Here is a 25,556-nt window from a genome sequence, read left to right as displayed (position 1 = left end):
TCAGCGGGCCGTCAGCGACAGCAGCCGGTCCACCAGGGGGCCGATGCTGCTGCCATCGCCGGACACCCGCCCCTGCACGAGGTCGAGCCGCAGGCCTTCGATGGCATACCGGCACACCCTGTGCGTGGCGAGGTCCACCGAATCCGTGGCGCACATCTCCTCGACGAAATCCGACCAGATCGCCGGATACTGCGGATCGCCGAGCACGGCAGCCACCGCCCGGCGCTGGTGGCTCCGCAGGGCCGCCAGGCTCGCCCCCATGGCGCGCAGGTAGGCCCGCAGATGCCGTGCCGGGCCGCAGGGCTCGGCGGCCAGGGCGTCGTCCAGGAAGCGGCGAAAGTCTGCCACGTAGTCGTCGAAGACCTCCTCGGAAAAGCCCTTCGGCCCGCCGCGCCGGCCCCGCCGCGCGCACGCCCGGCCAGGGGTTCGCCCCCAGGGCAGGCCGCTGACCGGCCCGAAGGCCGGCCCGCCCGGCACGGGCCCGCCGGGAATGCGCGCAGCGCCACGCATCTCAGAACCGGTGGATGTAGCCGACGGTGGCGCGCGACATGCTCGAGCGCCCCACGATGGGACTGTTCTTGATCTCGTCGGGCAGGCGCGTCACGCTGACGTCGAGGAACACCGTCTGCCGGGGCCGGATCGCGTAGTCCAGCCGCAGCCCCAGCTCCATCGTGGTGGCCGCCTTGCCGGTGTACTGCGCGCGGCCGGGCTGCGCCTCGTTGGGCCGCACGCCGAAGTAGTAGTCCACGTATTTTTCGTCGAGCCACTGCGCCTGCACCCGGGGCGTCAGCCCGAAGCTGCCGAAGCCGAACCGCCGGTCCACCTGCAGCTGCAGTTTCTGGCCCTTGCTTTTGCTGGACAGGTCGGACAGCCACTCGCCCGAAACGCGGGCGAAGCCGGTGTTCCAGGTGACGGCCGCGCCGCCCCAGACACCGCCATCGCGGTCCGCCATGCCGGCGAGCCGGGGCGAATCGCCGGCCTCGTAACCGCCATCCTCGTACTTGAGGCGCCCCGTCAGGCCGATGCTGCTCTGGGGGCCGAACTCCTTTTGCAGCAGCTTGACGTCGGCCGTGGCGCCGCTGACGCGAAGCCAGCGGCTCTCGTAGAACAGCAGCGGCACGGCGATGTTCTTGCTCTCCGCCCCCGCGTAGGGGCGCCGTACGGCCGAGGCACCGATGCCGATGCCCCAGCTGGATGCAGCGTCCGGCGCACCGGTGGCGGATGCGGCGTCGGTGGACCGCTCCTGCGCGGCGGCTTGCGTCGCGGCCAGAAGGCACAGGGTGGCGGTGGCGGCGCCCAGGCAGGCGCGCGGGCATTTCTTGAGGGGCGTGAGGGCGAGGGTCATGGGCGGGAACAGGGTTGCTGGAAAACCGATGTTCGGCGCCCCCGCATTACCGGCGACTTACTGGGCGACCTTCCCGCCGCGAAAACGCCGGTGTGCCGGCACCAAACCAGGGAGGCCGGCGAGCGCCCGCCGGCGCAGGGGGCATACAGCTATATTTCTTATAGCAATACGCCCTAGTAAAACATGCGCTGGAGCCCTTTTTCGCTCCAAATGCCCCTGGCGAGCCCTACCGGCAGGCAGCGGCCCGCCGCGGCTCACACCGGATAGGTGCCCGGCAGCAGGATCGAGCGGTCCACGCGGTGGATGTCCGTGTGGCCGCAAAAGGCCATGGTCACGTCCAGTTCCTTCTGGATGATCTGCAGCGCGCGGGTCACCCCGGCCTCGCCGAACGCACCCAGCCCGTACAGGAAGCTGCGCCCGATGAGCGTGCCGCGCGCGCCCAGCGCCCAGGCTTTCAGCACGTCCTGCCCGCCGCGGATGCCGCCGTCCATCCACACCTCGATCTCCTGGCCCACCGCCTCGACGATGGCCGGCAGCGCATGGATCGACGAGGGCGCGCCGTCCAACTGGCGGCCGCCGTGGTTGCTGACGATCAGCGCATCGGCGCCGCTGGCCACGGCCAGGCGGGCGTCCTCGGCGTCCATGATCCCTTTGAGGATCAGCTTGCCGCCCCAGCGCTTCTTGATCCACTCCACGTCGCGCCAGTTGAGCTGCGGATCGAACTGCTCGGCCGTCCACGACGACAGCGACGACAGGTCGCCCACGCCCTTGGCATGGCCCACGATGTTGCCGAAGCTGCGCCGCTGCGTGCCCAGCATGCCCAGGCACCAGCGCGGCTTGGTCGCCAGGTTGAGCAGGTTGGCCACCGTAGGCTTGGGCGGCGTGGACAGGCCGTTCTTGATGTCCTTGTGCCGCTGGCCGAGGATCTGCAGGTCCAGCGTGAGCTGCAGCGCCGACACGCCCGCCGCCTTGGCGCGGTCGATCAGGCGCTCGATGAAATCGCGGTCGCGCATCACGTACACCTGGAACCAGAATCCCGGCCCGGCGTGCTGGGAGACATCCTCCAGCGAGCAGATGCTCATGGTGGACAGCGTGAACGGCACGCCGAACGCCTTGGCCGCGCGCGCGCCCAGGATCTCGCCGTCGGCATGCTGCATGCCCGTGAGCCCCGTGGGCGCGATCGCCACGGGCATGGCCGTCTCCTGCCCCACCATCCGCGTGCGCGTGGTGCGGCCTTCCATGTTGACCGCCACGCGCTGGCGCAGCTTGATGCGCTGGAAGTCTTCGCTGTTGGCGCGGTAGGTGCTTTCGGTGTAGGAGCCCGAATCGGCGTAGTCGTAGAACATGCGCGGCACGCGGCGCTTGGCGACGACGCGCAGGTCTTCGATGCAGGTGATTTTGGACAGGTCGGCCAAGGGAAACGCTCCTGGGTGTTTTTATGGAATAGGGAGGCCACGCCCCTCCACGGCGAAGGGATAGCGCGGCGCACGGGCATCGTAGCGGCGCCCCCGCCGGACGGATGCTGAAGACTTTTCCCTGGCCCCTGAGATTTTTTGACGGGCCGGACGCGCGGGCCCTGCCCGGCTCCTGCCCCGCCGGGTGGCCTACCGGCGCGCCAGCGCCACGCCCAGGATGGCGACGACGAAGCCCACGATCTGCAGGCCGGTGAGCGTCTCGCCGAAGATCCACCACGCCTGCAGCGCCGACAGCGGCGGCACGGCCAGCACCAGCGCCGCGGTGCGCGTGGCCTCGCCGTGGCGCATGAGCCAGATCAGCAGCGTTGCGCCACCGATGGACAGCACCAGCACGGCATAGGCCAAGTAGCCCCACAGCAGCGGCGAGCCGTCCCAGCGCGGCTCGCCGAAGACCAGCGCCATGAACACCAGCACCGTGACGGCCCCCACGTTCTGCACCGCGCTGGCACTGCGCAGGTCGCCAGCGGCCAGCGGCGACTTCTGCACCATCGATCCCACCGTGAGCGCCAGAATGCTCCCGGCCGCCGCGAGCAGCACCGGCAGCGTCAGCCCGGCCGCCCCGGCACTGACCGCCAGCCGCGGCCACAGCACCATCGCCACGCCGCTGAAGCCCAGCGCGAGGCCCGCCCAGGTGGCGGCCCGCAGGCGCCCACCCAGCAAGGTGACCGCGATGAGCGCGGTGAACAGCGGCTGCAGCGCACCGATCAGCGCCATCACGCCCGAGGGCAGGCCCTGCGCCATGGCCCACCAGCTCGGCCCCACGTACAGGCCGCTCATGAGCGCTCCGGCCACCAGGTGCAGCGCGATGCGGCGCGGCCCGCGCGGCCACGGCACGCGCGCCCACAGGGCCGCCGCGCCGAAAAGAACGGCCACGCCGATGAAGCGCACGGCCAAAAACCAGAACGGATCGGCGTGCGCCGACACGCCCCGCCCCACCAGGAAGCCCGTGGACCAAATGACGACGAAGAGCAGCGGCGCGATGGCGGTCATGCCGCCCTCCCGCACGCCACGGCCGGCGCCCGGCGGCGCCGCGCGCACCGGCCGTCGGGGAGCTGCGCACAGGCGCCGAACGCAAAGCATGGTTTCATTTCTTGAGTCCTGCGCCCCGCACTTCGAGGCTGATCGTGTCCAGCACCTGCCCTCCGCCGTCCAGCAGCTCCACGCGGTGCCGCCCGGGCCACGGGAGCCACGCCCACTGCGCGCCCCGGCCCTGCACCCGGCCGTCGATGCGCCAGCGCAGGCCGGCGTGCGCCTGGGGCTGCGCCGAGGTCGCCGCGAACTGCAGCCGCTGACGGTCGGGCGGAATGTCCGGGTCCAGCGCCACGATGGTGCCGGGCGCGGGCGAGAGGATGCGCGGCGACGGCGCCTGCAGGCCGTCTTCGGGTGCGCTGGAGGCCGGGTTGGGGCGATTTGGGCCGGACGCCAGGGCTTTCATTGGCTGTTCTGCTACGTTATCGATAGCAAAAAGGGGCTGCTGCGTGCCAGCGATGAACCACTCCTGCCGCGCGCTTTCGATCAGGCGCGCGCCGCCGGGCTCGGGGCCGAAGCGCACGGCCGCCTGCACCAGCCCCTCGGGCGGCGCGGGCGGGCGGCTGCGCACGCCCGCGCCGGCGCGGTGCAGCCAGCCCATGATCTCGGCCCACACGGGCGCGGCGCCGCTGGTGCCGCTCACGTCGTGCATGGGCGCGCCGCTCGCGTTGCCCACCCACACGCCCACCGTGTAGCGGCGCGACCAGCCCAGCGCCCAGTTGTCGCGCATGTCCTTGCTGGTGCCGGTCTTCACGGCGGTCCAGAAACGGGTGGCCAGCACGCTGTCGGTGCCGAAGGTGCGTGCGCGGGCATTGCCGTCCGACAGGATGTCGCCCACCAGAAAGGCCGCGCGCGGGTCCATCGCCGGCGCCGCTGGCGTGGCCGCGCGCGGTGCACCGGCGCCCTGCTGCACGGGCGTCACGGCCACCGGCCCGTAGCGCCCGCCGTTGGCCAGCGCCCGGTAGGCATTGGTCAGGTGCAGCAGCGGCACCTCGGCGCTGCCCAGGGCCAGGCTGTAGCCGAAATAGTCGCCGCTCTCGCGCAGCGGCAGCCCCAGCGCGCGCAGCTGGCGAAAGAAGGCATCGGGGGACACCATGACCAGCGTGCGCACCGCCGGCACGTTGAGCGACGCCGCCAGCGCCGTGCGCGCGGACACCCAGCCCTTGAACTGGCGGTCGTAGTTCTGCGGAATGTAGAGCCCGCTGGCCGTCGGGATGTGCGCGCTCGAATCCTCGATGAGGGACGCCGCCGTCAGGCGCTGCTCGGCGAACGCCTGCGCGTACAGGAACGGCTTGAGCGTGGAGCCCGGCTGGCGCGGGGCCAGCACGCCGTCCACCTCGCCGGCCTGGCTCAAAGCGCCGGACGACCCCACCCACGCCAGCACCTCGCCCGTGGCGTTGTCCAGCACCACAACGGCGCCGTCCTCCACGTTGCGGCCCCGCAGCTCGCGCAGGTGCTGGTGCAGCGTCTGCACCGCAAAGCGCTGCAGCGGTGCGCTCAGGGTGGAGGTGACGCGCTCGCGGCGCGCCGGCTCGGCGTCCGCGGCCGGGGTGTCCGAAGGCACCGCTTGCGCCGCCACGGGCTGACGCAGCAGGTAGCGCGCGAAGTGCGGGGCCACGCCATCGGCGCCGTCGAAGGCCCGGCGCTGCAGCGCAGCGGTGGTGAACAGGTCCAGCGCATCGCAGGACGGCACCACGGGCTTTTGCAGCTCGCGCAGCACCCCGCAGGCGCGCTGCGCGACCAGGGCAGGCCGGGCATTGGGGGCGCGCACCAGCGCGGCGGCCACGGCGGCCTCGCGCTCGTCCAACCCGTGCGCGGCCTTGCCGAACAGCGTGCGCGAGAGCGCGTCGATGCCCACGATCTCGCCGCGAAACGGCACCAGGTTGAGGTAAGCCTCCAGCACCTGGTCCTTGCGCCAGCGCCGCTCCAGCACCTGGGCGGCCACGGTCTGCCCCAGCTTTTGCACCACGCTGCGCCCACCCGCGCCCTGGCGCCAGTCGCCGTCGAGCAGGCCGGCCAATTGCATGGTGAGCGTGCTCGCGCCGCGCGTGCGCTGGTTCCACAGGTTGCCCCAGGCGGCGGCCGACACCGCGCGCCAGTCCACGCCGCTGTGTTCGTAAAAGCGCTTGTCCTCGCTGAGCACCAGCGCCGTGCGCAGCGCGGGCGACACCTCGGCCAGCGGCACCCACTGGCCGCGCCGCACGGTGGCATCGGTGCGCAGGCGCTGCAGCACCTCGCCCTCGCGCGAGAGCACCAGCGTGTCGGAGGGGCGATAGTCCGCACGCACCTCGTTGAAGGTGGGCAAGGCCCAGGCGGCCGGGGCGCCGATGCCGGCAAGACCCAGCGCGAGCAGCGCCCGCCCCACGGCCACTGCGCCATGGCGGACGATGGCGGTTCCGATACCGGCGCAGACCTCGTGGCGGCCCCGCCCATTGCGACGCCAGGTGGCGATGCTGCGCACGACCGCGAGAAAGTCCATGGACATGGGAAGAAGGAGGATGGGTCGGAGAAAAGGAGAGCGGAGGCCGGCCCGCAGGCCGGCGGCGACCGGAGATTGTCGCCTCCTCCCGTGACGCCGTCCCACCCGGCGTTGCACCGGGCGATGGCCGCACCCCGGATCGCAGACGCAGGGCGGGCCCTTCCGATTCTCGCGCAGAAGCCGCCGCGCGTCGCGCAGGACCCGAACGGACCCTGGGGACTTTCGAGCATCGCGCCGCACCCTCGTGTAACCTTTGGCGCAACGCCACTTCGCTCCGGCATTGGTCACGGAGCCAGCTGGCGGGTCCTCTCTGGCGGGCCTTGGTGCCATGCCCCAGGGGACCTCCCGCTTTCATGTTCGCCGTGCCCCGGGCCGCAGCCCGCGCTGCGCTGGCGGGCCATTCATGCGCTCTTGCAGAACCGTTGCGGCGCACACCGCGCAACTGCGCACCACCCCCTTTGAAAGGCCACTGCTTTGCCTTGCTTTTCCGCACCCCGCTTCCTGGCCGCTGCCATGGCAACCGCCGCCGGCCTGGCCGGCAGCGCCGCGTTCGCCCAAGCCATGCCGCCGCGCCTGTCGGCCCCGCTGCCCACCACGCAGAACGCGATGATCAACAACACGCAGATCACGACGGACGATTTCCGGCAGGCCTACCTCAGCCAGACTCCTCAGGTGCGGCAGCAGGCCGAGCTCTACCTCACGGGCGTGCTCGACGCCACCGAGGGGCGTGCGTGGTGCGGCTACCCCACGCTCAAGACCATCACCATCGACGAGCGCCTGTTCACCGAGTTGAAGAAGGTCGAAGGCCCGGCCCTGCAGCAGCGCGCCTCCAAAACCCTGGTCGCCATCCTGTCCAAGCAATTCCCTTGCCGGAGCCCGCGTTGACCAAGCCCATCTTCGAGAACCTCAAGTCCCATCACTATTCCTCCGACCGCATGCAGCCGACCCGATTCATGGACGGCGACAGCGTGTACCGCGAGATCGGATACGACATGGGCCAGTTGAAGCGGCAGAACGCCGGCTACGAAAACACCTGCGCGGTCCGCATGAGCCTGGCGCTGCTGAAGTCGGGCACCGGCATCACCGGGCGCCTGAAAATCAAGGAGGGCCCGCTCAAAGGCCGGTTCGTGGAGCCGGGCGCGAAATTGCTGGCCGACCAGCTCATGCAGCGGGGCGTACTGGGCTACCCGCAGATCCTCACGCCCGACAACGTGCAGGCAAAGATCCAGGGAAAGCGTGGCGTGATCTTCTTTTGGAAGATGGCCAGCTACAACGGCGGCCACATCGATCTGGTGGAGTCCACCAACGCCGCGGCCGTCTGCAGCTCGGCCTGCTATTTCGACTCCAAGGAAATCTGGTTCTGGCCGCTGGACTGACGGGCGGCAGCGCGGGCCACTTTGCGTGGCCGCGCGCCGCGCCCCGAGGTCCGTCGGGGCGACCGCGTCAGTTCTTGGTGGCCGCGTCCCAGTGCTCGGCGATCTTGCCGTTCTCGATGCGGAACATGTCGAACCAGGTCGTCGTGTATTTCTTGGTCGGGTCCTGCGGGTCCGTCATTTCGCGCACGAAGCTCAGGATGACCTTGTCGCCCTCGGCCGTGATCGCCACCAAAGGCGCCTTCACGCGCGGCTCGATGGGCGTGGGCGGCACGAACTGCGAGAAGAACGCGATGAAGGCCGCGCGGCCCGTGGCCACCGTGGGGTTGTGCTGGATGTAGTCTTCGGCCATGTACTTGGGCGCCAGGTCCATGTGGCCCGCCTCGAACACCTCGCGCCAGAAGTTGTAGACCAGCCGCTTGTTCCACGCCAGCCGCCAGTCGTGGCTCATGAGCAATTGCTCGTGGTCCGGCTGCTCCACCACCGGCACCTGGGCGTGGGCCGCCACCGGCAGGACGATCGCCGCCGCGAGAACGCAGCGGGCCAATAGTTGCTTCATGAAACTCCCCTTTCAGAATCGATGGACACGGCGGATTTATATCTGCCGGCCGCGCCGGCGGCGCGGGCCCGTCGATCTTTGTGGTGAGGCAATGTTTCAATCCTCAAATTTGCTCAGTGCCCGACCGTAACGGCGCGCGGTGGGGTATCGCCCATGGCTCTCCGGCGGGCCGTCATGGCCCTGTCTCAGGCAAACGCCGGCTCGGCCTGCGGGCCGCGTTCGCGCGGCGCCACACGCGCAGCACATGCCGGGCCGCGCGGGCCAGGGCTTCGTCGAGCGCAGTGAGCCAGTCCCTGGCCACCGACGAGACCACCACGGGGCCCGCGCCGTCGGTGCGCAGCTCGATCCGGCAGCGCTTGTCCACCCCGCCCCGGGGGCCGTTCACGTCGGCCAGCTGAATATCGGCACGCGGCACCTGCGCACTCAGGCGCCGGAGCACGAAGCGCACGCGGCGATCAACGGTATCGCGCATCGCGGTCGCTTCGGGATGGCGGGACTGGAAAAAAATCTGCATCAGCGTTCTCCTTCGTTGGAGCAGGCACCTTAGCCCGCACGCTTGCAGGGGCACAGCAGTTTTCCTCTGCCAAAACCCTCTGAAAAACCTGCTGCCTTGCAGCCAACCCGTCAATCGCAAGGCTTCGGTCATACCGATGCAGCCATCTCAGAAAACCTGCTTCTTCCATCGGTCAACCGGCTGCACATTCAAGGCTGTCATCACCACAGGAGCCCCCCATGAATCGCCCCATGAAGCCATTGCCCCTTGTCTCCCACCTGCTCTCCTCCCTGCGCGCCCGGGCCCTGCAGTGGCTACAGCAGGTGTCGCACGGCAGCGGCGCGTTGCGTGCACCGGTGCGCGTTCCCGTGCGGATCGACGCCGCACGCCCTGCGCAGCCGGCGCGCCACCGCCGCTACCGCGACTGACGCCGCCTGATCGCCCAACACCGTTCGCCACCACAACACTTCACAAAGGAACACTCCATGCGCAGCTACCCCACCAACAGCCCCGAAGCAGCGGCCCGGATCGTCGGCCTGCTGCTGATCTCGGACGGCCACGTCAGCCGTTCGGAAACGGACGCCCTGCAGAGGCTGGACATCGAAGGCGAACTCGGCCTGGCGCCCGGCGACTTCGCCCAGGTGTTGCACGCGCTGTGCGAAGACCTCTTGATGGGGGCGCGCGAGCGCCGCCTGCTGACCGGCAACCTCGACGAAGCGGCGCTGGCCGCCCTGATGGCAGAGGTGACCGAACCCGAACTGCAGCAGCGCGTGCTGCACTTCGCCTGCACGGCGGCGACCGCGGACCACCACCTGGCGGCCGCCGAGGCCTGGATCATGGAAGCCGCGCTCAAACACTGGCGCATGGGCGAGGCATCCGATGCGCCCAAGGCCGCGCCGGTCGCGGCCGGCCTTTGAACAGGGCCGCGCACGGGCCCGCCGAAGGCTAGGCCGCGGCCACCGCGTGGGCCGCCGCGACCATCTGGCGCACCAGCGGATGGTGCTGCCCGCGCCGCGACCAGATGGCGTGCACCTCCTCGCCGATGTCGGGGCAGTCGCCCAGCAGGCGCAGGCCCCGCACCAGCCCCACGTCCTGCGCGCCCAGCTGGCTCACGGGGAACACCCCGAGCCCACGGGCCGCGAACACCGCGAGCAGCGCGCTGTCTTCGAACTCGCCCACCACCTGGGGCCGCACACCGAGGTCTTCGAACCAATGGTCCAGCGTGGACCGCAGTGGCGAATGGGGCGTGGGCAACAGCACGGGAAGGTCCTGCAGCGACTGGGGGAACCGGTCGCGCGCGTGTTTCCTGACCAAAGATGCCGGCCCGTACCACTGCAGCGTGGACCGCGCGATCCGCTCGCTGGTCAGGCGCTGGTTGGGGTTTCGCGGCGCGGCCTGCCCAGCCAGCACCACGTCCAGCTGGTGCAGGGCCAGCTCGGACAGCAGCTCGTCGAACTCGCCCTCGTGGCACACCAGGCGAAGGTGCGGTGTGGCGAGCACCGGCTCCAGCAGGGCATGCGCTGCCAGCTTGGAGATGCCGTCCGACAGCCCCACCGACAGCCGGGCGACCTTGGCGCTGGCCGCCTCGCGCACCTCGTCGGGAATGCCCTGCCCCAGCTGGAAGATCTCTTCCGCCCGCGCATAGGCCGCCTGTCCCGCCTCGGTCAGCACCATGCCTCGGCCCGAGGGCTTGAGCAACTGGTGGCCCAGGTCCTTTTCCAGATCCCGCACCTGCGCGCTGATGGTCTGCACCGCCATCTCCAGGCGGTCCGCGGCGCGGGCGAAGCCGCCTTCCTTGGCGACCATCCAGAAATAGTAGAGATGGCGGTAGTTCAACATGCAGCCTCCGGATCGGAAAAACCGAATGCTATGTTCGATAAAAGCTGGTGTCCATCGAATGCCGCCATGGCCATACTGGGCGCTCGCCCATTCGAAAGGACAACCTCCATGTTTTATGCCATCAGCTGGTTTCTCTCTCTAACGCTTCTCGCCCTTTGGTCGCTGGCCTGCTGGGGCATGCATGCCATGGCGGTCTGGGCGGTGTCCAGCGCAGGCGCGCTGGCCGGGGGCACGTCTGCCATGAATGCCGTGGTGGTGCCCGAATGGATCAGGGGCTGGATACCGCCCGAGCTGGCCCGAGAGCTCGCGGCCATGATCGCCTCCGCCGGCCCGATGGTTCAGGCAGCGCTGGACACCGTGCCCGCCTTGGCCGGCGCCGTGACCGTGCTGGCCTGGGCCTTGTGGGGCCTGGGCGCCGTGATCTTGCTGGCGGTTGCCTTCGGGGTCCACGTCCTGATCGCGCTGCTCAAGGGCCGGCGGACCGCGCACGGCACGCCGCGCGCCACCGTCGTCCAGTAACAGGCCCGCTCCCCCCCCCCCCCCCCCCCCCCCCCGCGCGCCCTGCGCCGGGGCCGGGCGGTGCTCACTGGTTGGAGATGATGGTGAGCAGATCGCCCCGGACGTCGGGGTTGTCGGTGTATTTCTTGTACAGCGGCGCCATGCGGCGCACATAGGGCGAGAAGTCGGACACAGTCACGAACTGCACGCCTTCCTTGGCCACATTGGCACGGGCCGAGACCACGCGCTTTTCCCACAGGTTGCGCATCAGCAAGGCAGAGGCCTTGCCCGCTTTCTGGAAGGCCTGCTGGTCCTGCGCATTCAGCCGGTTCCAGAGCTTGGTGGACACCACCAGGGCCTCGGGCGAGATGGTGTGCTGGTCCAGCAGCATGTATTTGGCCAGCTTGTAGTGGCCGGTCGATTCGTAGGAGACCAGGTTGCCCTCGGCGCAATCGATGGTGCCGTTGCGAAAGCTGTCGAGCACTTCCTTGTAGGGGACGACCACCGGCGTGGCGCCGAGCAGTTTCACCATCTCGATGTAGGTGTCCGACTGCTGCACGCGCACCCGCTGGCCGGCCAGGTCTTCGCGCCGGGTGATCGGCTTGTTGGCGCAGTAGAACGAGCGCGCGCCGCCGTTGTACCAGCCCAGGACCACGAAGCCGGAGGCCTTGAGCTTCTCGGACAGGCGCTCGCCCATGGCGCCGTCGAGGTAGCGGAACATGTGGGCGGCATCGCCGAACAGGAAGGGCAGGTTGAACGCCTGCAGGCCGGGTGCGGCCTCGGCCAGCGGGCCCAGGTTGAATTCGGCCAGGTCGATCTCGCCGGCCTTCATCATCGTGACCGCCTTGCCCTGGTCGCCCAGCACCGCATCGGAAAACAGCTTGATGGTGTAGCGGCCCTGGGTGGAGGCTTCCACCTCGCTGATGAAGCTCTTCATCGCCTCGGTGACCGGGTAGCCGTCGGGGTGGGTGTTCCAGGCCCGCAGCGGCGTCTGGGCCCCCACGGGTACCGACGCCGCCATGGCCATCACCGCCGCCGATGCAAGCACCGGAAAATTCATCTTGCGCATCGTGTCCCCCAAGTGTTCGAAAAATGCCTGTCCGCCAGCACGGCATCGTGCCCTGGCAGCGCATTTCGCTGGGGGCGCGCCGACATGGCCTGCGCATTCTCCGAGGGGGACTCAGCCGTAGCAAGCGCTTCGCGCGGGAGGTGCGACGGGCAAACCACAACCGCTCGAAAGGAGCAGTTGGCGAGCAGGACGGGATGTGATAGCCCGGGCGCTTACCGCCGCCGCGCCGGCTTCTCGAACGGCTTCATGGAACGGCTTACTTGCAGCGCAGATCGAGCGTCTTGCGGGCGTCGATGCGGTAGTCGCAGCGTTCCACTTTCTGGGTCAATTCAACATCCACCGTGCGCGCATCGGCGTAATGGCAGCGCACGTTGACGGTGCGTCCCGCCGCATACACGTACCCGAGCTGCCAGTGCCCCGCGCGCTCCTTCGCGACGTCGGGCACCAGGGTTGCCAGGTCTTCGACCGGGCCGTCGAACACATCGACCTGCCGCAAGGGCTGGCCGGGTTGCGCGGGGCAGACCCCGGCCGCCTGGGCGGGCAAACCGCCGCAGCCGGCCATCGCCACCAGCAAAACGGCGAAGAGGGGCTTAGTCCACGACATAGAAGTTGTCTCCGTTGTTCGAGTTGCCATGGGCCCCCCAGCGCAACATCCGAGGTCCCACCGGCTTGGGCCGAGGCGGGGTGACGTACTGGTCATAGACATGGATGCCCGCTGCGTTCTGACCGACGTAGACGGCTGCATGACCATGGTATCGACCTGCCGCATTGAAGGTGGCGATGACCGTGCCGGGCACCAGCTTGGTGTTGTTCTTCACCGCCGCGCCTTTCTTCCAGGCACTCGTGGAGGGCAGCGTGGGGCAGACGCGTTTCACATACGAAACGCATTGCCCGCACAACTCGGTACCCTTGGTGTCGGCCCCCGAAGGAGTCGTCGTGAACGGCGCCTGGGATGAAGTGGGTGCGCAGGTCCATTTGCCGACCGGTGCAAGCGCGTTGTTTGCGTAATTGGCGGAAACGTAGGCCACGGAAAGATTTCTCCTGTTGAATGCAATCGCGGACTGCGTGCACAGCCCGCTCAGCGGGCGGCGGCTTCCACCTTCACCCGGGCGTTCGGCGTCTCGCCGAACATCTCGGGCGCGTACATGGCTTCCACGCGGCTCGGGGGCAGCGCGAAGTCGCCCACGTTGTTCAGCCGCACGGTGTATTCCGCCTTGATGGTGCCCTTGGGCAGGTACTCGTAGTAGCTGCGGTAGGCCTCGAAGCTGCGCTCCTCGAAGGCCGCCCAGGCGCTGCCCGAGCGCTTCTCGCCCTGCGTGGCGATCTCGGAATCGCGCCCCAGACCGCTGCCCAGGATGGTGGCGCCGCCCGGGATGGGGTCGGTCAGGGCCACCCAGGTCATGTCGGCGCTGGCGTTCACCTCCAGCGTCACGCGCAGCACGTCGCCGCGGGTGTACTTGCCAGGCACGGCCTGCTCGACCGGGGTGATGGTCTTCTTGATGGCGTAGCCGGCCGCGAACGGCGCCTTGAGCTGAATGGCCGCGACCGACTGCAGCGTGAGCCACGGTTTGCCGGTGCCCTGGTGAGTGACCGCCAGGTTCTCCTTGCCGCCCGTGGCCGACCAGGGCAGGAACATGCTGTTGTTCTTGAAGTTGCCGGGCGATGCGGGTGCGCCGAACCAGGTGGTCTGGTGCGCCGCGCCCGTGGCGTCGCTCGCCTTCACGCGCTCGACCTTCGCCCAGTCCACGCCGGCGTTGCCGCTGCCCAGGGCCGCGCGGGTGACGCCCGCGACGGGCGTGGCCTCGAACTTGGCGCTGAATTTCTCCAGCGCCAGGCCGCCCCACAGGTTGGCGGTGGTGGTGTGCCATGCGCCGTTCTGCTGGCGGCTGATGAAGCCGTTGGCCAGGCGGCCCATGTCGTCCTTCCAGGCCGGGTCGTCCATCAACGCGAGCATGAGGCGGGCGGTGTTGACGTCGCCGTTCTGCATCAGCCACCACCAGTAGTCGTCGCGCTCGGTGCTGAAGATGAGCTTGGTGCCCTGGTAGCTCAGGCGGGCCTTCAGGACCTGCGTGGCCTCGGCCAGCCGCTGGTCGCGCTGGGGCACGTCGTTCACGCGCTTGAGGATGTTCAGCCAGTCGATCACCGTGTGCGTGGGCCACTGGTTGGGCGCGATGGTGACGCTGCCCAGCATGCGGCCGGAGGCCTTGCCGTAGCGCGACAGCGCCTCGATGGCCGCGATCTTGCGCATGTCCAGGTCCTTGCGCGGGCTCCAGAAGTCGCGCTGGATGCGCCCTTCCACGAACGCGGTCAGGCCGCGCTCCATGGCGGCACGGGCTTCGTCCGGAAGGGCGAACTCGGGATGCAGGCTGGAGGCCTCGTGCGCCGCCGACAGCAGGTAGGCGGTGAGCGTGTCGCTGCCCCGATTGGCGCTGCCGGCCTGGGGCGGGAAGTAGTTGGCCAGGCCATCGGCGTCCAGGTAGGTGGGCAATTGCGCCACCACGGTCTGCCAGAGGGTGCCGTCGCGCAGGCCCACGGCCTTGCTGGTCTTTTGCTCCAGGCAGGCGAAGGGGTAGTTGGCGAACCAGTCGCGCACGCCCGGCAGGCCTTCGGCCAGCTTGGGCTGCAGCGACATCTTCAGCCCGCCGCGGCCCGGCAGCGCATCGGCTGGCGGGTTCACGTCCAGGTTGAAGCTGCCGTCCACCTGCACCAGCGTGGCCTGCTGCACCGTGAGCGGCACCGCGGGGATGATGCGCTGGGTGGCCTTTAGCGCGTCGCGCGCGCCGTTGGCGCCCGCCGTGTCGCGGGCTTCGATCTCCCACAGGATGGCCTCGGTGCGCGTCTGCGCCAGCTGCGCGGGGGCGGTCACGGTCCAGGCCACCTCGCGGGATTCGCCGGGCGGGATGTCCACGCTCTGCTTGTCCAGCTGCAGCAGGGTGGCGCGGGCAGCCACCTCGACCTTCATCGCGGCCTGGGTCGTGTTGCGCAGGGTGATCTGGGCGCGGAACTGATCGTCCTCGCGCACCAGCGGCGGCAGGCCGCTGATAATCTGCAGGTCCTGCGTGGCGCGGATCTGGGTCGCGCCAGTGCCGAACAGGCCCGTGCCCGCATCGGCGACAGCCACGATCTTGAACGTGGTGAGTGCATCGTTGAGCGGCACGGTCACCTTGGCCTGGCCGTTGGCATCGAGCTGGATCGCGGGCTGCCACAGCAGCAGCGTGTCGAGCAACTCACGCGCCTGGCTGTGGCCGCCCCCGCCGCCCGCTGGCACGGCCTTGCGGCCGTAATGGCGCCGGCCGATGATTTCCATCTGCGCGGTGGAGGTCTGCACGCCCCAGGAGCGGCGCTGCAGCATGGCATCGAGCAGGTTCCAGCTGGTGTTGGGCATCAGCTGCAGCAACGCCTGGTCCACGGCGGCCAGGGCCACCTCGGCGCCGGCCGCGGGCTTGCCGCCGGGCAGCGTGGCGGTGATGGTGACCTGCGCCTTGCCGCGCACGGGGTAGCTTTCCTTGTCGGCCACCACCTTCACCTGGATCTGGTGGGCCTGCGTGCCGACGCGGATCTCGGCCACGCCCAGGCGGTAGGCGGGCTTGGACAGATCGACCATGGCGGTGGGCGCGACGTATTCCTTGCCCTCGTACCAGAAGGCGCTCCACCACTCGGTCGGCGCCTTGAAGCCCCAGGTGAAGAAGCTGTACCACGGCACCTCGCGCAGGCGGCCGCGCAGGGCGAGCACGCTCACGTAGACGTTGGGTCCCCAGCCCTCCTCGATCTTGACCTGCACGGTCGGGTCCTGGCCGTTGAGCTGCACCACGCGCGTGTCGATGATGCCTTCGCGCTCCACGCTCACCAGCGCCGTCGCGTGGCGGAACGGCATGCGCACCTGCAGCTTGGCGGTCTCGCCGGGCTGGTAGGTTTTCTTTTCGGGCAGCAGGTCGATGCGGTCGTGGTCTTCGCCGCCGAACCAGATCTCGCCCTGGCGCGTGACCCAGACGGACGAGGCCGCCTCGGACGTGTTGCCGTCCTTGTCGCGCGCGGTGGCCACGAGCTCCACTTCGCCGGCTTCTTCGAGCTTGGTCTCGCACAGCAGCAGGCCGCGCGAATCGCTCTTGCCCGTGCAGACGGTGCCCAGGTCTTTCGTCTCGGTCTTGTTGTCGTAGCTGTAGAAGCCGCCCACCATGCGCTTGCGGCTGGTGGTGGTGATGCGGGCGATGGCCTGCACCTGCAGCGGAACGCCCTCCTGCACCTTGCCGTCCAGCCCCAGCGCGAGCGCCTGGAAGCGGATCTTCTGCGCGGCGGAGACCCAGCCTTCGGTCTTGATGCCCGCCACCACGGCGGCGGGCCACAGGGTCTGCGTGCTGCGCAGCGTCTGCACCTCGCCGCTCGGGTCGGCGTAGGTGGCCTCCAGCACCAGCTCCTGCGGCCGGCGCGCCAGGGGCACGTTGTCGATGGCCAGCTTGCCGGCCCCGTTCTTGTCCAGCGTCAGCGCGAGCTTGTCGGCGATGACGCGGGCGTCCTGGCCGGCGGCCGCTTCTTCGTCGTCGCTATGGCTTTGCGATTGCGCGCCGCGCTGGTTGGGCGGCATGAAGCTGAAGGCGTCGAAATCGCTCCACTGGGCGGATTTTCCGCGCACCAGCGCCGACACGCGCACGGGCAGGTTGGCGGCGCCGCCACCGGCCACGTAGTTCACCTGCACGTCGGTGGGCACCGAGCGCACGCGCACCAGGGGCTTCTTGTCGGTGGGCGTGATGCGGCCTTCCAGCACGGGCAGGCGGAACTCCTCGACCCGGAACTGGCCCGACTCGAAGCTGTTGCGGCTGTTCGAGCCGCCCTGCAACTGCACCTGGTACACGCCGAGCTTGGCGGCGGGGGGCACGGCGAAGGTGTTCTCTGCGCTCAAGCCCCCCGTGGCGGTCTTGCGCCAAGTGAGGTCCTGCGTGTATTGCTGGCCGCTGCCCACGTGGGTGATGACCAGGGTGTCGGGCTGCTCGTCCGGCAGGCCGAAGCCCTTGCGGTTCTCGGTGCGCAGCAGGTGCTTCATCGAGACGGTTTCGCCGGCGCGCAGCAGCGTGCGGTCGAACACGGTGTGGGCGCGCTCGTCGGGGCGGGGCTCCATGCTGGTGGGCAGATTGAAGCGCCAGGGCTCGATGCCGCGCTGCCAGTCGCTCCAGGTGAAGGCCATGTCCTGCGCGCCATCGGCGCCCGGAGCGCGCGCACTCACGAAGTAGGCCTGTTCACCACCATCGTCACCCTGGCACGACGGAGGCTCGGGTGAGAGGCCGTCGAACAGCGCCACGCCCTGCGCGTTGGTCGTGCCCGTGGCCAGTTCGCGGCCGTTGCAGTCGGACACGCGCACCTTGGCGCCCGCCACCACCTGGCCTTTGTCCAGCGTGGTCACCCAGGCGGCCGAATTCTCGCGGCCGAGCTTGAAATGCACCCCCAGGTTGGTCACCAGCGCCGAAGTGCGCACGTACATGGTGCGGCCTTCGCCGTGGCGTTCGTCCAGCAGCGACTTGCCGAGCAGCGGCGAGGCGATCTCCACCACATGGAAGCCCGTGGGCAGCGGAATGCCCACCACCTCGAAGGGCCGCGGGTCGTTGTTGACCGGCTTGGGCAGGTCCAGCGTCTTCACGCCACCCTGGCCGGACAGCAGCGAGACCATGCGCGACTGCACGTACTCGCTGCTGTCGCTCTCCAGCGCAGCGGGCAGCGCGCCCTTCACGTCGCGGCGAGCGCTCTTGCGGCTCACGAGGTAGCCGTCGTAGCGGCGCACCTTGCGGTACCAGGCAATGATGTCCGCGTCGCTGCCGGGCTGCAGGGTGCTCACCTTGGCGGGCGCCGCGCCATCGGCGGGCTTGCCGGCCTCCAGGCCCTGGACCTTGAGCGCGGCCTCGACGTTGCGCAAGGTCACGGGCAGCAAGGCGGGCTCCTTGGGGCCCTCCGCATAGCGCTCGACCACGCCGAACGGCGAGGCGGCGAACTTGGCCAGGGGCGGCATGGCGCCCGTGCCCACCTTGAGCGGGAAGCTGTCGGCATTGCGCAGCGTGCGGCCCGAGGCGTCCTTGAAGTCCTTGGGCAACTGCACCGTGAAAGCCGTCTGCGCCGTGAAGGGGGGGTCGAAGCGCACGCCGTTCACCACGGTGTCGCCATCGCCCTCGCCGTCGATCCGGGGCTTGAGCGTTTCCTTGTCCGAGCGCAGGCGCACCGCCTCGGCCAGCTTGCGCGGCACGGGTGCATTGAACGACAGGAACATCGGACGGATCGGCAGGCAGGCCGACTGGGCGTTCTCGCGCTCGCAGCGGAAATCGGCGGCGAAGCGCTCGCGCACCTTGTACTCGTAGCGCTTTTCGATGGTGTTGCCGACGCCGCTCGGCGTGGCCACGCCCTTGCCGAAGACGAGTTGCACCCGCCCGCCCGAGGTCAGCCGCCGGTTGCAGGCCAGGGTGACGTATTTGAGCGGCTCCTTGGCGGCTGTCTTGTCCAGGCCCTGGGAGGCCAGCAGCCCCTCGCGCTGGGCGCCTTCGATCAGGCGCACCGGAACCCGCTCGCCCACGCCGTCGGCCACGCACCAGACGTTGGCCTGCACGCTGGCCAGGGTCGCCGGGCCGTTCAGCTGCAGCATGAAGAACTGCTCTTCGTCGATGGGCTGGTAGGTGCCGGGGCGGATGTTCTGGACGTATGGGCCGCCGGTATTGAATGCATAGCTCTTCGTGCCCGACAGCTCGGCGCCGGCGGCCGATTTGAACCCCGACTTCACCTGGGCCGTGCAACGCACGCCGGGTGGCAGGTCGCCCTTGAAGTCGTAGACCCATTCGCGCTCGCTGGTCCAGCGTCCCGTGCCCTGGCCGGCTTCGGCGTCGGAGCAGCTCACGGAGAGCGGGGCCGGGGCCTTGGGGTCGCCGAAATTGACCGCCGGGCCATCGAACTTGGCCACCGCCTGCCGGACGCGGGACACCTCGCCCTGGGGCGAGAAGCTGATGATGGACAGGGCATGGGCCTGGGCGGCCGCGCCCAGGGCCAAGGCCAGCGCCAGGGCGCGGAAGGAATGCGTTGTTGTCATGGCTTTTGCAAAAACGGCGACGGGCCCGGCCCAACGGACCGGCACCCTTTCGAACCCGGCAGCGTAGCCCATCGGCAGGCGGCGAACCACCAGCGCAGTGACGCAGTTGTAAATGGCCTACACCGCCCGACCCCCTCGCTCCGTGAGAATGGTTTCAATTCCACCCCGGGCGCGCCCATGCCACCCCCCTCCTCCACCCGCCGCTGGGAAATCGATGCCGTCCGGGGCCTGATGCTCGCCCTGATGACCGTCACGCACCTGCCCACCCGGCTCACGCAGCCGCTGGGGCAGCCGTTCGGCTTCGTCTCGGCGGCCGAGGGCTTCGTGCTGCTCTCGGCGTACATGGCCGGCATGGTCTACGGCCGGCTCGCCTGGCGCAAGACCGTGGCGGACATGCGCCAGGCCTTCTGGCGCCGTGCCCTCAAGATCTACGGCTGTCAGGCGGCCACGCTGCTGTTCCTGTTCACGGTGATCGCCTTCATCGGCATTCGCGTGGACGAGCCCGCCATCAAGGGCATGATGACCTTCTACCTGCTGCACCCGCTGGAGGCCCTGGTGGGCGGGCTGCTGCTGGTGTACGAACCGCCGCTGCTGGACATCCTGCCGCTGTACGTGCTGTTCATGCTGGCCAGCCCCTGGCTGATGACGTTCGCGCTGCGCCGCGGCTGGGCGCCCATCATGGCCGGCAGCGTGCTGCTGTGGCTGCTGGCGCAGTTTGGGCTGGCGCGCTGGTTCTATGACGGCTTCGCGGCGGTGCTGCCCATGCCGATCCCCTTCACCGAAACCGGCGCCTTCGTGATGTGGAGCTGGCAGTTCCTGTGGGTGCTGGGCCTTTGGATGGGCGCGAGCCGCAACGACCCCGAGGCGCCGCCGTTCGAGTTCCCGCGCTGGTCGCTGTGGGTGGCCGGCGCCATCCCCGTGGTGTGCATGGTGTGGCGGCATGTGGTCGGCCAGGTGCCGTTCGGAGACGCCAACCCGCAGCTCAACCTGTTGTTCGACAAATGGGCTCTGGGCCCGCTGCGCCTGATCGACCTGATGGCCCTCACCGCGCTGACCATCCGCTTCGGGCCCATGCTGGCCGCGAAGCTGCCGCGCCAGCACTGGCTGGAAACCCTGGGCGCGGCCTCGCTGCCGGTGTTCTGCGCCCACCTGGTGGTGGTGCTGCTCACGCTGGTCTTCATGGGAGCGGACTACGAGCGGCCCTGGCCGCAGGACATCGCCCTGCTGATCGCCTGTTTTGCCACCCTCTATGCCGTGGCCCGCGTGAGCCTGTGGGTGGACAATCCGCCCAACGACGATGGTCGCCCGGTGCAGCCCGCACCCGATGCCGGCGGCGGCCCCTCAGCCGCGGGGGCCAGCGGCGCACTGCCGCCAAGCGGCGCCAGTGCCGGCCGGGACGACCCGAGCGGGTCTCAGCGCCTGGTGCTCACCCGCACCAGTGCGGGGCTGCCGGTGGCTACCGTGGCGGCAGGCATGGCGGCCGTGGCGGTGGGCGAAGCGCCGCCCGCCCGTATCGCGGGGGCCGGCGCCACGAACGCGCCGATCACCGTGCGCCACAGGTCGTAGCCGGCATCGTTCATGTGCAGGCGGTCGGGGCCGAAGAGTTCCGCCCGCGGCTGGCCGGAGGCATCGAGCATGGCCGAGAAGACGTCGATGTAGTCGCTGTTGGGCACCGTGCGAACGTACTGCGCCAGCAGGGCGTTGGCCTGCTGCATCTGGGGCATCAGCGCCACGCGCGAAGGGCTGGGCTTGATGGAGATGTAGCTGATGCGGGTGTCGGGAAGTTCGGTGCGTACCGTCTGCACGAACGACCGGAAGCTCTCCAGAATCTGCTCGGGCGTGCGGCCCTCGGCCAGATCGTTGTCGCCGGCATAGACCATCACATGGCGCGGGCGGTACTGGAGCACCAGGTTTCTCACGAAATGGTTGCAGTCCGCCATGGTGGAGCCGCCGAAGCCGCGGTTGATCACCACGGGCAACTGGCGGAAATCCTCCGCCACGTCGGTCCAGAAACGGATGGTCGAGCTGCCGACGAAGAGAACGCCGCCGGCCTGCGGGAGCCGTTCCTTGTCGGCTGCGGCGAAGGCGTCCATGCTGGACTGCCAGCGCGCATAGGCCGAGGGCGACGTGGCAACCGCCGATGGAGCGGTAGAGTCGGCGGGGGTCGCCTGGGCGGCGAATCCCGCACAGGCCAGGGCCAGGGTCGCAAGGGAACGCGTCGGGAAAGCCCGAAGAGAATGCATGGCGACTCCAAAAAGGACTGCAGCGGCGTGTGAGCGATTGTGCTGGCCCGCGTTCCGCAAGCATACAATTTTTACAAATTTACACCAACACCGGCCGCCGGGTTTCCATCGACATGTCTTCCGCTTCCCAGGCCCCAGCGGGCCCTGTGCCGTTCTGGCACCGGCTCAACCAGTTCTTCGCTTTCCCCCTGCAGCGCAAGCCGCTGTTCTACAGCACCGTGCTGGCCGTGTGCAGCATGCTGTACGGCGTGCTGTTCTTCCTGCCGGACGTGCTGGCCGTGCTGCTCATCGAGGTCGGCATCCTGCTGGCCGCGTCGCGCTACGGCTTCAAGGTGGTGGCGATGGGCTCGCGCGGCCTGCAGCGCGCCGAGGATTTCCCCGACCGGCTGGACGACGAGTGGACCGCCCTGCCCTGGAAGCTGTTCGGCATCCTGCTCGTGCAGGGCATCGTGGTGGGCTGGCTGCAGCGGGTCAGCACGGGCCTGGCGGAACTCGCCTGGCTGGCCGTGAGCTTCCTGCTGCCGGCCACCATGATCCTGCTGGTGCAGACGGGCAGCCTGTTCGCGTCGCTGAACCCCGCCGCCGCCTGGGGCGTGGTGCGGATCATCGGCTGGCCCTATGGGCTGCTGTGCTTTTTCCTGTTTTTGCTCAGCCAGGGCGCGGCCATCGCGCTGGCGCTGCTGATGCCGCTGTTCAAGGGCTGGCTCCTGCTGCCCCTGGGCAACTGGCTGTTCATCTACTTCGGCTGGGTGATGTGCAGCCTGCTGGGCTACGCCATGTACCAGAACCACGAGGCCTTCGGCATCGACCTGCTGCCCGGCGGCGGGCTGGACGACGATGCCCCGCCGGACCGGCGCACGCCCCGGCAGATCGCGCAGGAGGCGACCGACGCGCTGGTGGCCCAGCAGATCACCGACGGCGACCTGGCGGGCGCCCTGGGCACGGCCTACGAAGACCAGCGCCTGCATGGGGACGAATTGCCCGCCCAGCGCCGCTACCACCGCGTGCTGGCGCTGACCGACAAGACCGACACCCTGCTGCTGCATGCCCAGCGCTTCATCCCGCTGCTGCTGAACGCGGGCCAGACGACCGAGGCGCTCAAGGCGTTCGTCACCTGCCGCGAGCGCGACGCGCAGTTCGTGATCGCCGACGCGGGCCACACCCTGGCCCTGGCCAACACGGCGTGGAACGGCGGCGATGCCAGGCAGGCCATCGCGCTGCTGGGCGGGTTCGACCGGCGCTTCAAGGGGCATGCGCTGGTGCCCAAGGCCTACGAACTGGTCGCCCGCGTGCTGCTGCAGGGCATGAACCGCCCCGACATGGCGCTCAAGGTGCTCGCCACCCTGCAGGCGCGGCATGCGGACAGCCCTTCGGTGGCGGAGGTGCAATGGCTGCTGCGCGCCCATTTGCCGCAGCCGGCGGCAGGCGGCGAAGCGCCCTCCACGCCTTGAGGCGACGCAGGCAGGCGCCATCGATTTGCTACTGAATTAATAGCAATACGCCCTAGTACTGATTGTGCTGGAACGGGTTTTTGCTTCAAATCCAGGGTTGCCTGGCAGGCGGCCCGCCCTACCGGCCTTCGAGCAGCCGCAGCGGCGCGCTGCCGGGTGCCAGTTGCTGCAACTGCGGCAGCCAGGCCATGGCCTGCTCGCGCCGCCCGGACTGCAGCAGCGCCGTGACCAGCATGCCGACCAGTTCGCCCAGCGCCGCATGCTGCGGCGCGGTGCGGTGCAGGGCCGTGAGCAGCTTCTCGGCGTCGCTCCACTGCCCCGCACGCACGAAGCGGCGCACCAGGCCCGCCATGTCGTCGGGCACCAAGCGGGCGCTGGGCCGGGCATGGTCCAGGTAGGTGCGGTAACTGGCGTGCTGGAAGTCCAGCGTGGCGGCGTCCTGCCCCGGCAGCCGGAAGATGCGGCGGGCAGCGCGGTGAAAATCCTCGCCCGCTGGCCACAGGCTGGCGGTCTTGAACCAGGCGCTCAGCACCGGCACGTCGCGCGGGCGCAACTGCGCCGCCGCCCGCCACTGCACCAGGGCCCGCTCGAACTGCATCGCCTGGGCCGACTGCCGGGCCTGGGCCACGTGGGCATCGAAGCCGTCGTCCGGCGCGGCCGGCGCCTCGGGCGGCGGTGCCTCGATCGCCTTGCGCCGTAACAGTCCGGCGCCCCACATCAGCGCGGCGCCCGTCAGCAGCCCGCCCAGGTGGGCCATGTAGGCCACGCCCCGGCCGCTGAGCCAGTGCTGCAGCAACTCGTTGGCGATCCACGCCGGCAACAGCAGCAGGGCGGGCGCGGTGACGTAGTTGAAATAAAAGAACAGCTGGTAGAAGAATCGCACGCGGCGCAGCCGGTACAGCACCGCGTACATGCCCATGAGGGCCGACACCGCACCGGACGCACCCAGGCCGTAGCTGCCTTGACCCGCGTAGGCCCACCCGGCCATCAGCGACCCGCCCACGGCCCCCAGCAGGTAGAAGGCCAGGTACCGCCACCGCCCCAGGGCCACCTCGACCGAGCAACCGAACAGGAACAAGAACACCATGTTGCCCAGCAGGTGGCCCGTGCTGGCATGCAGGAAGGCGGCGGTGATCCAGGTCACGGGCCGCGGGGGCGCGTCCTTTTCGTAGCTCTGCGCCCAGCGGCGGGTGAAGGGCTCGGGCAGCGCCGCCTCATACCGGGCGCGGGCGGCCTTCCAGTCGGCGTACTGCGGGTCGTCCGCGCGCACGACCAGGCCGGCGTGCAGGCGCTTTTGAAAGCCTTCCTCGTGCTCCATCCACCGCAGCAGCGCGTGCTCCCGGTGCGCTGCCAGCATGCGCCGCGCCTGCTCGGCATCGCGGTGGCCGGCGTCCTTGAGCCACTGCACGAAAGGCGGCAGTTCGATGCCGGGCAAGGGACTGTCCAGATAGACCTGCGCCGCCCGGTCCACGGCCTTGGCCTCCCAGCGCTGCGGGCCCCAGAAGACCAGCAGGTTGACCAGGATGATCAGCACCGTCATCCATGGCGGGTTGCGCCAGGTGGGGCGGTTGTCCAGCGGGATGGCATAGAACATGGCGGGCCTGCGTCACCTCAAGGCGGGCAACGCCGGGCCCAGCGGGCCGGCCTACGGCGCCGCGGCGGGACAGCGCGCAACCCTCACTGGGGCACGAAGCCGCTGCGCTGGATGATGCGCGTCCAGGCCTGGGTGTAGGCCTGCTGGCGCGCCGCCAGCTGCTGGGGCGTCATCGACGCCACCGTCAGCCCCAGGGCCGTGAGCTGGCGGTTCACGTCGGGCTGGGCGACCACCTTGGCCAGCGCCTGCGAGAAGCGGGTGACGAACGCGGCCGGCGTACCGGTGGGCGCGTAGAAGCCGTAATAGGGCAGGTCCTCGAAGTCTTTCAGCCCCAGCTCGTCGAACGTGGGCACGTCCGGCAGCGCGGCCTGGCGCTGGGTGCCCAGCACGGCCAGCACGCGCACCTTGCCGCCCTTGTGGTTTTCGATGAAGTCCTGCACCGAAGCCACCCCGGCGGGAATCTGGTTGCCCAGCATGTCGGCGATCATGGGCGCGCTGCCGCGATAGGGCGCCGCCACCAGGTCGATGCGGTACTTCTCGCCGATGAGCTTGACCAGAAATTCCGGCGTGGAGGCCGGGGCCGGGATGCCCACCGCGCCCTTGCCCCTGCCCTGGGTGGTGACCCACTGCACGTAGTCGTTGAACGACCTGGCCGGCGACGCGCCGGACACGGCAAAGGCATTCACGAAGGTGGCCACGCCGCCGACCGGCACGAAGTCGTGCACGGGGTCGTAGCCCGGGTGCTTGACCACCTGCGGCAGTATGGAGATGGTGTGGTCGTGCGACAGGAACACGGTGTGCCCGTCGGCCGGCGCGGCCTTGAGGGCCTGGGCGGCGATCTGCCCGCCCGCGCCGGGGCGGTTGTCCACCACCACCGGGGCGCCCAGCTCGTCCTTGAGCTTGTCGGACAGCAGCCGCGCGATCGCGTCGGTGCCCCCGCCCGGCGGAAAGCCCACCAGGATGCGGATCGGCGGGCCGGCCGGCGGCGTCTGGGCCGAGGCCACGGCGGCGACCGCCGTGGCGCCCACCCAGACCGCGGCGCGGGCCATGCG

Annotated in this window: 21 protein-coding genes and 1 pseudogene; 7 read left to right on the top strand and 15 right to left on the bottom strand. The window is 69.6% G+C overall.

The genetic code is table 11. From position 1 onward, the window contains the following. The 5 genes from AVTE2539_RS04135 to pbpC all read right to left on the bottom strand — a co-directional run bounded on the left by AVTE2539_RS04135 (window position 1) and on the right by pbpC (window position 6,214). Entirely contained in the window at window positions 1-510 is a 510-nt protein-coding gene (locus AVTE2539_RS04135; RefSeq protein ID WP_284405869.1) for a hypothetical protein, read from the bottom strand. 1 nt (window position 511) lies between these two features. After that, on the bottom strand, window positions 512-1,345 hold the full coding sequence (locus tag AVTE2539_RS04130) for a MipA/OmpV family protein (protein ID WP_284408454.1): 834 nt from the start codon (window positions 1,343-1,345) through the stop codon (window positions 512-514). 254 nt (window positions 1,346-1,599) lie between these two features. Continuing rightward, window positions 1,600-2,760 (bottom strand): alpha-hydroxy acid oxidase, encoded by a 1,161-nt coding sequence (locus tag AVTE2539_RS04125; protein ID WP_284408453.1) that lies wholly within the window; start codon window positions 2,758-2,760, stop codon window positions 1,600-1,602. Window positions 2,761-2,949: 189 nt separating this feature from the next. Beyond that, window positions 2,950-3,810: a DMT family transporter gene (locus tag AVTE2539_RS04120; protein ID WP_272564499.1), complete on the bottom strand. Its 861-nt coding sequence runs from the start codon at window positions 3,808-3,810 to the stop codon at window positions 2,950-2,952. 94 nt (window positions 3,811-3,904) lie between these two features. Continuing rightward, window positions 3,905-6,214 carry a penicillin-binding protein 1C gene (gene pbpC / locus AVTE2539_RS04115; protein ID WP_284409416.1) on the bottom strand — a complete coding sequence of 770 codons (2,310 nt, stop codon included), beginning with the start codon at window positions 6,212-6,214 and terminating at the stop codon, window positions 3,905-3,907. Between the two features lie 627 nt (window positions 6,215-6,841). On the opposite strand from pbpC, the gene AVTE2539_RS04110 reads away from it, so the two are divergent. Together AVTE2539_RS04110 and AVTE2539_RS04105 are read left to right on the top strand one after the other, a co-directional pair. Next, window positions 6,842-7,213: a Rap1a/Tai family immunity protein gene (locus AVTE2539_RS04110; RefSeq protein WP_284408452.1), complete on the top strand. Its 372-nt coding sequence runs from the start codon at window positions 6,842-6,844 to the stop codon at window positions 7,211-7,213. Continuing rightward, window positions 7,210-7,704 carry a T6SS effector amidase Tae4 family protein gene (locus AVTE2539_RS04105; RefSeq protein WP_284405864.1) on the top strand — a complete coding sequence of 165 codons (495 nt, stop codon included), beginning with the start codon at window positions 7,210-7,212 and terminating at the stop codon, window positions 7,702-7,704. The genes AVTE2539_RS04110 and AVTE2539_RS04105 overlap by 4 nt, the downstream gene beginning before the upstream one ends. A 67-nt stretch (window positions 7,705-7,771) precedes the next feature. Here the strand turns inward: AVTE2539_RS04105 and AVTE2539_RS04100 are convergent, their stop codons facing one another. After that, on the bottom strand, window positions 7,772-8,260 hold the full coding sequence (locus tag AVTE2539_RS04100) for a nuclear transport factor 2 family protein (protein ID WP_272564504.1): 489 nt from the start codon (window positions 8,258-8,260) through the stop codon (window positions 7,772-7,774). A 172-nt stretch (window positions 8,261-8,432) separates the two neighbouring features. Further along, complete coding sequence (locus tag AVTE2539_RS04095; protein WP_284408451.1) at window positions 8,433-8,774, bottom strand: HPF/RaiA family ribosome-associated protein; 342 nt, start codon at window positions 8,772-8,774, stop codon at window positions 8,433-8,435. A gap of 218 nt (window positions 8,775-8,992) precedes the next feature. On the opposite strand from AVTE2539_RS04095, the gene AVTE2539_RS04090 reads away from it, so the two are divergent. Both AVTE2539_RS04090 and AVTE2539_RS04085 read left to right on the top strand, forming a co-directional pair. Continuing rightward, the gene (locus tag AVTE2539_RS04090; protein ID WP_284408450.1) at window positions 8,993-9,181 is read left to right on the top strand and encodes a hypothetical protein; all 189 of its coding nucleotides are present in this window, start codon (window positions 8,993-8,995) and stop codon (window positions 9,179-9,181) included. Window positions 9,182-9,238: 57 nt separating this feature from the next. Beyond that, complete coding sequence (locus AVTE2539_RS04085; RefSeq protein WP_284408449.1) at window positions 9,239-9,670, top strand: TerB family tellurite resistance protein; 432 nt, start codon at window positions 9,239-9,241, stop codon at window positions 9,668-9,670. 28 nt (window positions 9,671-9,698) lie between these two features. Here the strand turns inward: AVTE2539_RS04085 and AVTE2539_RS04080 are convergent, their stop codons facing one another. Further along, window positions 9,699-10,592, bottom strand: coding sequence for a LysR substrate-binding domain-containing protein (locus AVTE2539_RS04080; protein ID WP_284408448.1), 894 nt, complete (start codon window positions 10,590-10,592; stop codon window positions 9,699-9,701). A 108-nt stretch (window positions 10,593-10,700) separates the two neighbouring features. On the opposite strand from AVTE2539_RS04080, the gene AVTE2539_RS04075 reads away from it, so the two are divergent. Next, on the top strand, window positions 10,701-11,111 hold the full coding sequence (locus AVTE2539_RS04075) for a hypothetical protein (protein ID WP_284408447.1): 411 nt from the start codon (window positions 10,701-10,703) through the stop codon (window positions 11,109-11,111). A 64-nt stretch (window positions 11,112-11,175) separates the two neighbouring features. Here AVTE2539_RS04075 and AVTE2539_RS04070 read toward each other — a convergent pair whose 3' ends face one another. The 4 genes from AVTE2539_RS04070 to AVTE2539_RS04055 all read right to left on the bottom strand — a co-directional run bounded on the left by AVTE2539_RS04070 (window position 11,176) and on the right by AVTE2539_RS04055 (window position 19,216). Then, entirely contained in the window at window positions 11,176-12,117 is a 942-nt protein-coding gene (locus AVTE2539_RS04070) for a TRAP transporter substrate-binding protein (protein WP_284409414.1), read from the bottom strand. A 298-nt stretch (window positions 12,118-12,415) separates the two neighbouring features. Beyond that, on the bottom strand, window positions 12,416-12,763 hold the full coding sequence (locus tag AVTE2539_RS04065) for an STY0301 family protein (RefSeq protein ID WP_284408446.1): 348 nt from the start codon (window positions 12,761-12,763) through the stop codon (window positions 12,416-12,418). Next, window positions 12,750-13,187 carry a BPSL0067 family protein gene (locus AVTE2539_RS04060; RefSeq protein ID WP_284408445.1) on the bottom strand — a complete coding sequence of 146 codons (438 nt, stop codon included), beginning with the start codon at window positions 13,185-13,187 and terminating at the stop codon, window positions 12,750-12,752. Before AVTE2539_RS04060 ends, AVTE2539_RS04065 begins: the two co-directional genes overlap by 14 nt. 50 nt (window positions 13,188-13,237) lie before the next feature. Continuing rightward, complete coding sequence (locus AVTE2539_RS04055; RefSeq protein ID WP_284408444.1) at window positions 13,238-19,216, bottom strand: alpha-2-macroglobulin family protein; 5,979 nt, start codon at window positions 19,214-19,216, stop codon at window positions 13,238-13,240. Here AVTE2539_RS04055 and AVTE2539_RS04050 point away from each other — a divergent pair. Further along, a pseudogene (locus tag AVTE2539_RS04050) lies at window positions 19,148-20,434 on the top strand (OpgC domain-containing protein); the annotation flags it as partial. The gene AVTE2539_RS04055 and the pseudogene AVTE2539_RS04050 sit on opposite strands and share 69 nt — an antisense overlap. 194 nt (window positions 20,435-20,628) lie before the next feature. Here AVTE2539_RS04050 and AVTE2539_RS04045 read toward each other — a convergent pair. Continuing rightward, window positions 20,629-21,459, bottom strand: coding sequence for an SGNH/GDSL hydrolase family protein (locus AVTE2539_RS04045; RefSeq protein WP_284408443.1), 831 nt, complete (start codon window positions 21,457-21,459; stop codon window positions 20,629-20,631). A 113-nt stretch (window positions 21,460-21,572) separates the two neighbouring features. Here AVTE2539_RS04045 and AVTE2539_RS04040 point away from each other — a divergent pair, with 113 nt between their 5' ends. Further along, entirely contained in the window at window positions 21,573-22,910 is a 1,338-nt protein-coding gene (locus AVTE2539_RS04040) for a tetratricopeptide repeat protein (protein WP_284408442.1), read from the top strand. Between the two features lie 118 nt (window positions 22,911-23,028). Here AVTE2539_RS04040 and AVTE2539_RS04035 read toward each other — a convergent pair whose 3' ends face one another. Both AVTE2539_RS04035 and AVTE2539_RS04030 read right to left on the bottom strand, forming a co-directional pair. Next, window positions 23,029-24,504 carry a rhomboid family protein gene (locus tag AVTE2539_RS04035; protein ID WP_284408441.1) on the bottom strand — a complete coding sequence of 492 codons (1,476 nt, stop codon included), beginning with the start codon at window positions 24,502-24,504 and terminating at the stop codon, window positions 23,029-23,031. A gap of 83 nt (window positions 24,505-24,587) precedes the next feature. Then, a complete protein-coding gene (locus AVTE2539_RS04030; RefSeq protein ID WP_502868886.1) occupies window positions 24,588-25,553 on the bottom strand; it encodes a Bug family tripartite tricarboxylate transporter substrate binding protein in 966 nt (321 codons plus the stop codon). Window positions 25,554-25,556: the final 3 nt, after the last annotated feature.

The organism is Acidovorax sp. SUPP2539, assembly GCF_030158975.1.
GTDB lineage: Bacteria > Pseudomonadota > Gammaproteobacteria > Burkholderiales > Burkholderiaceae_C > Paracidovorax.
This window is presented reverse-complemented; position numbering and strand designations above follow the sequence as displayed.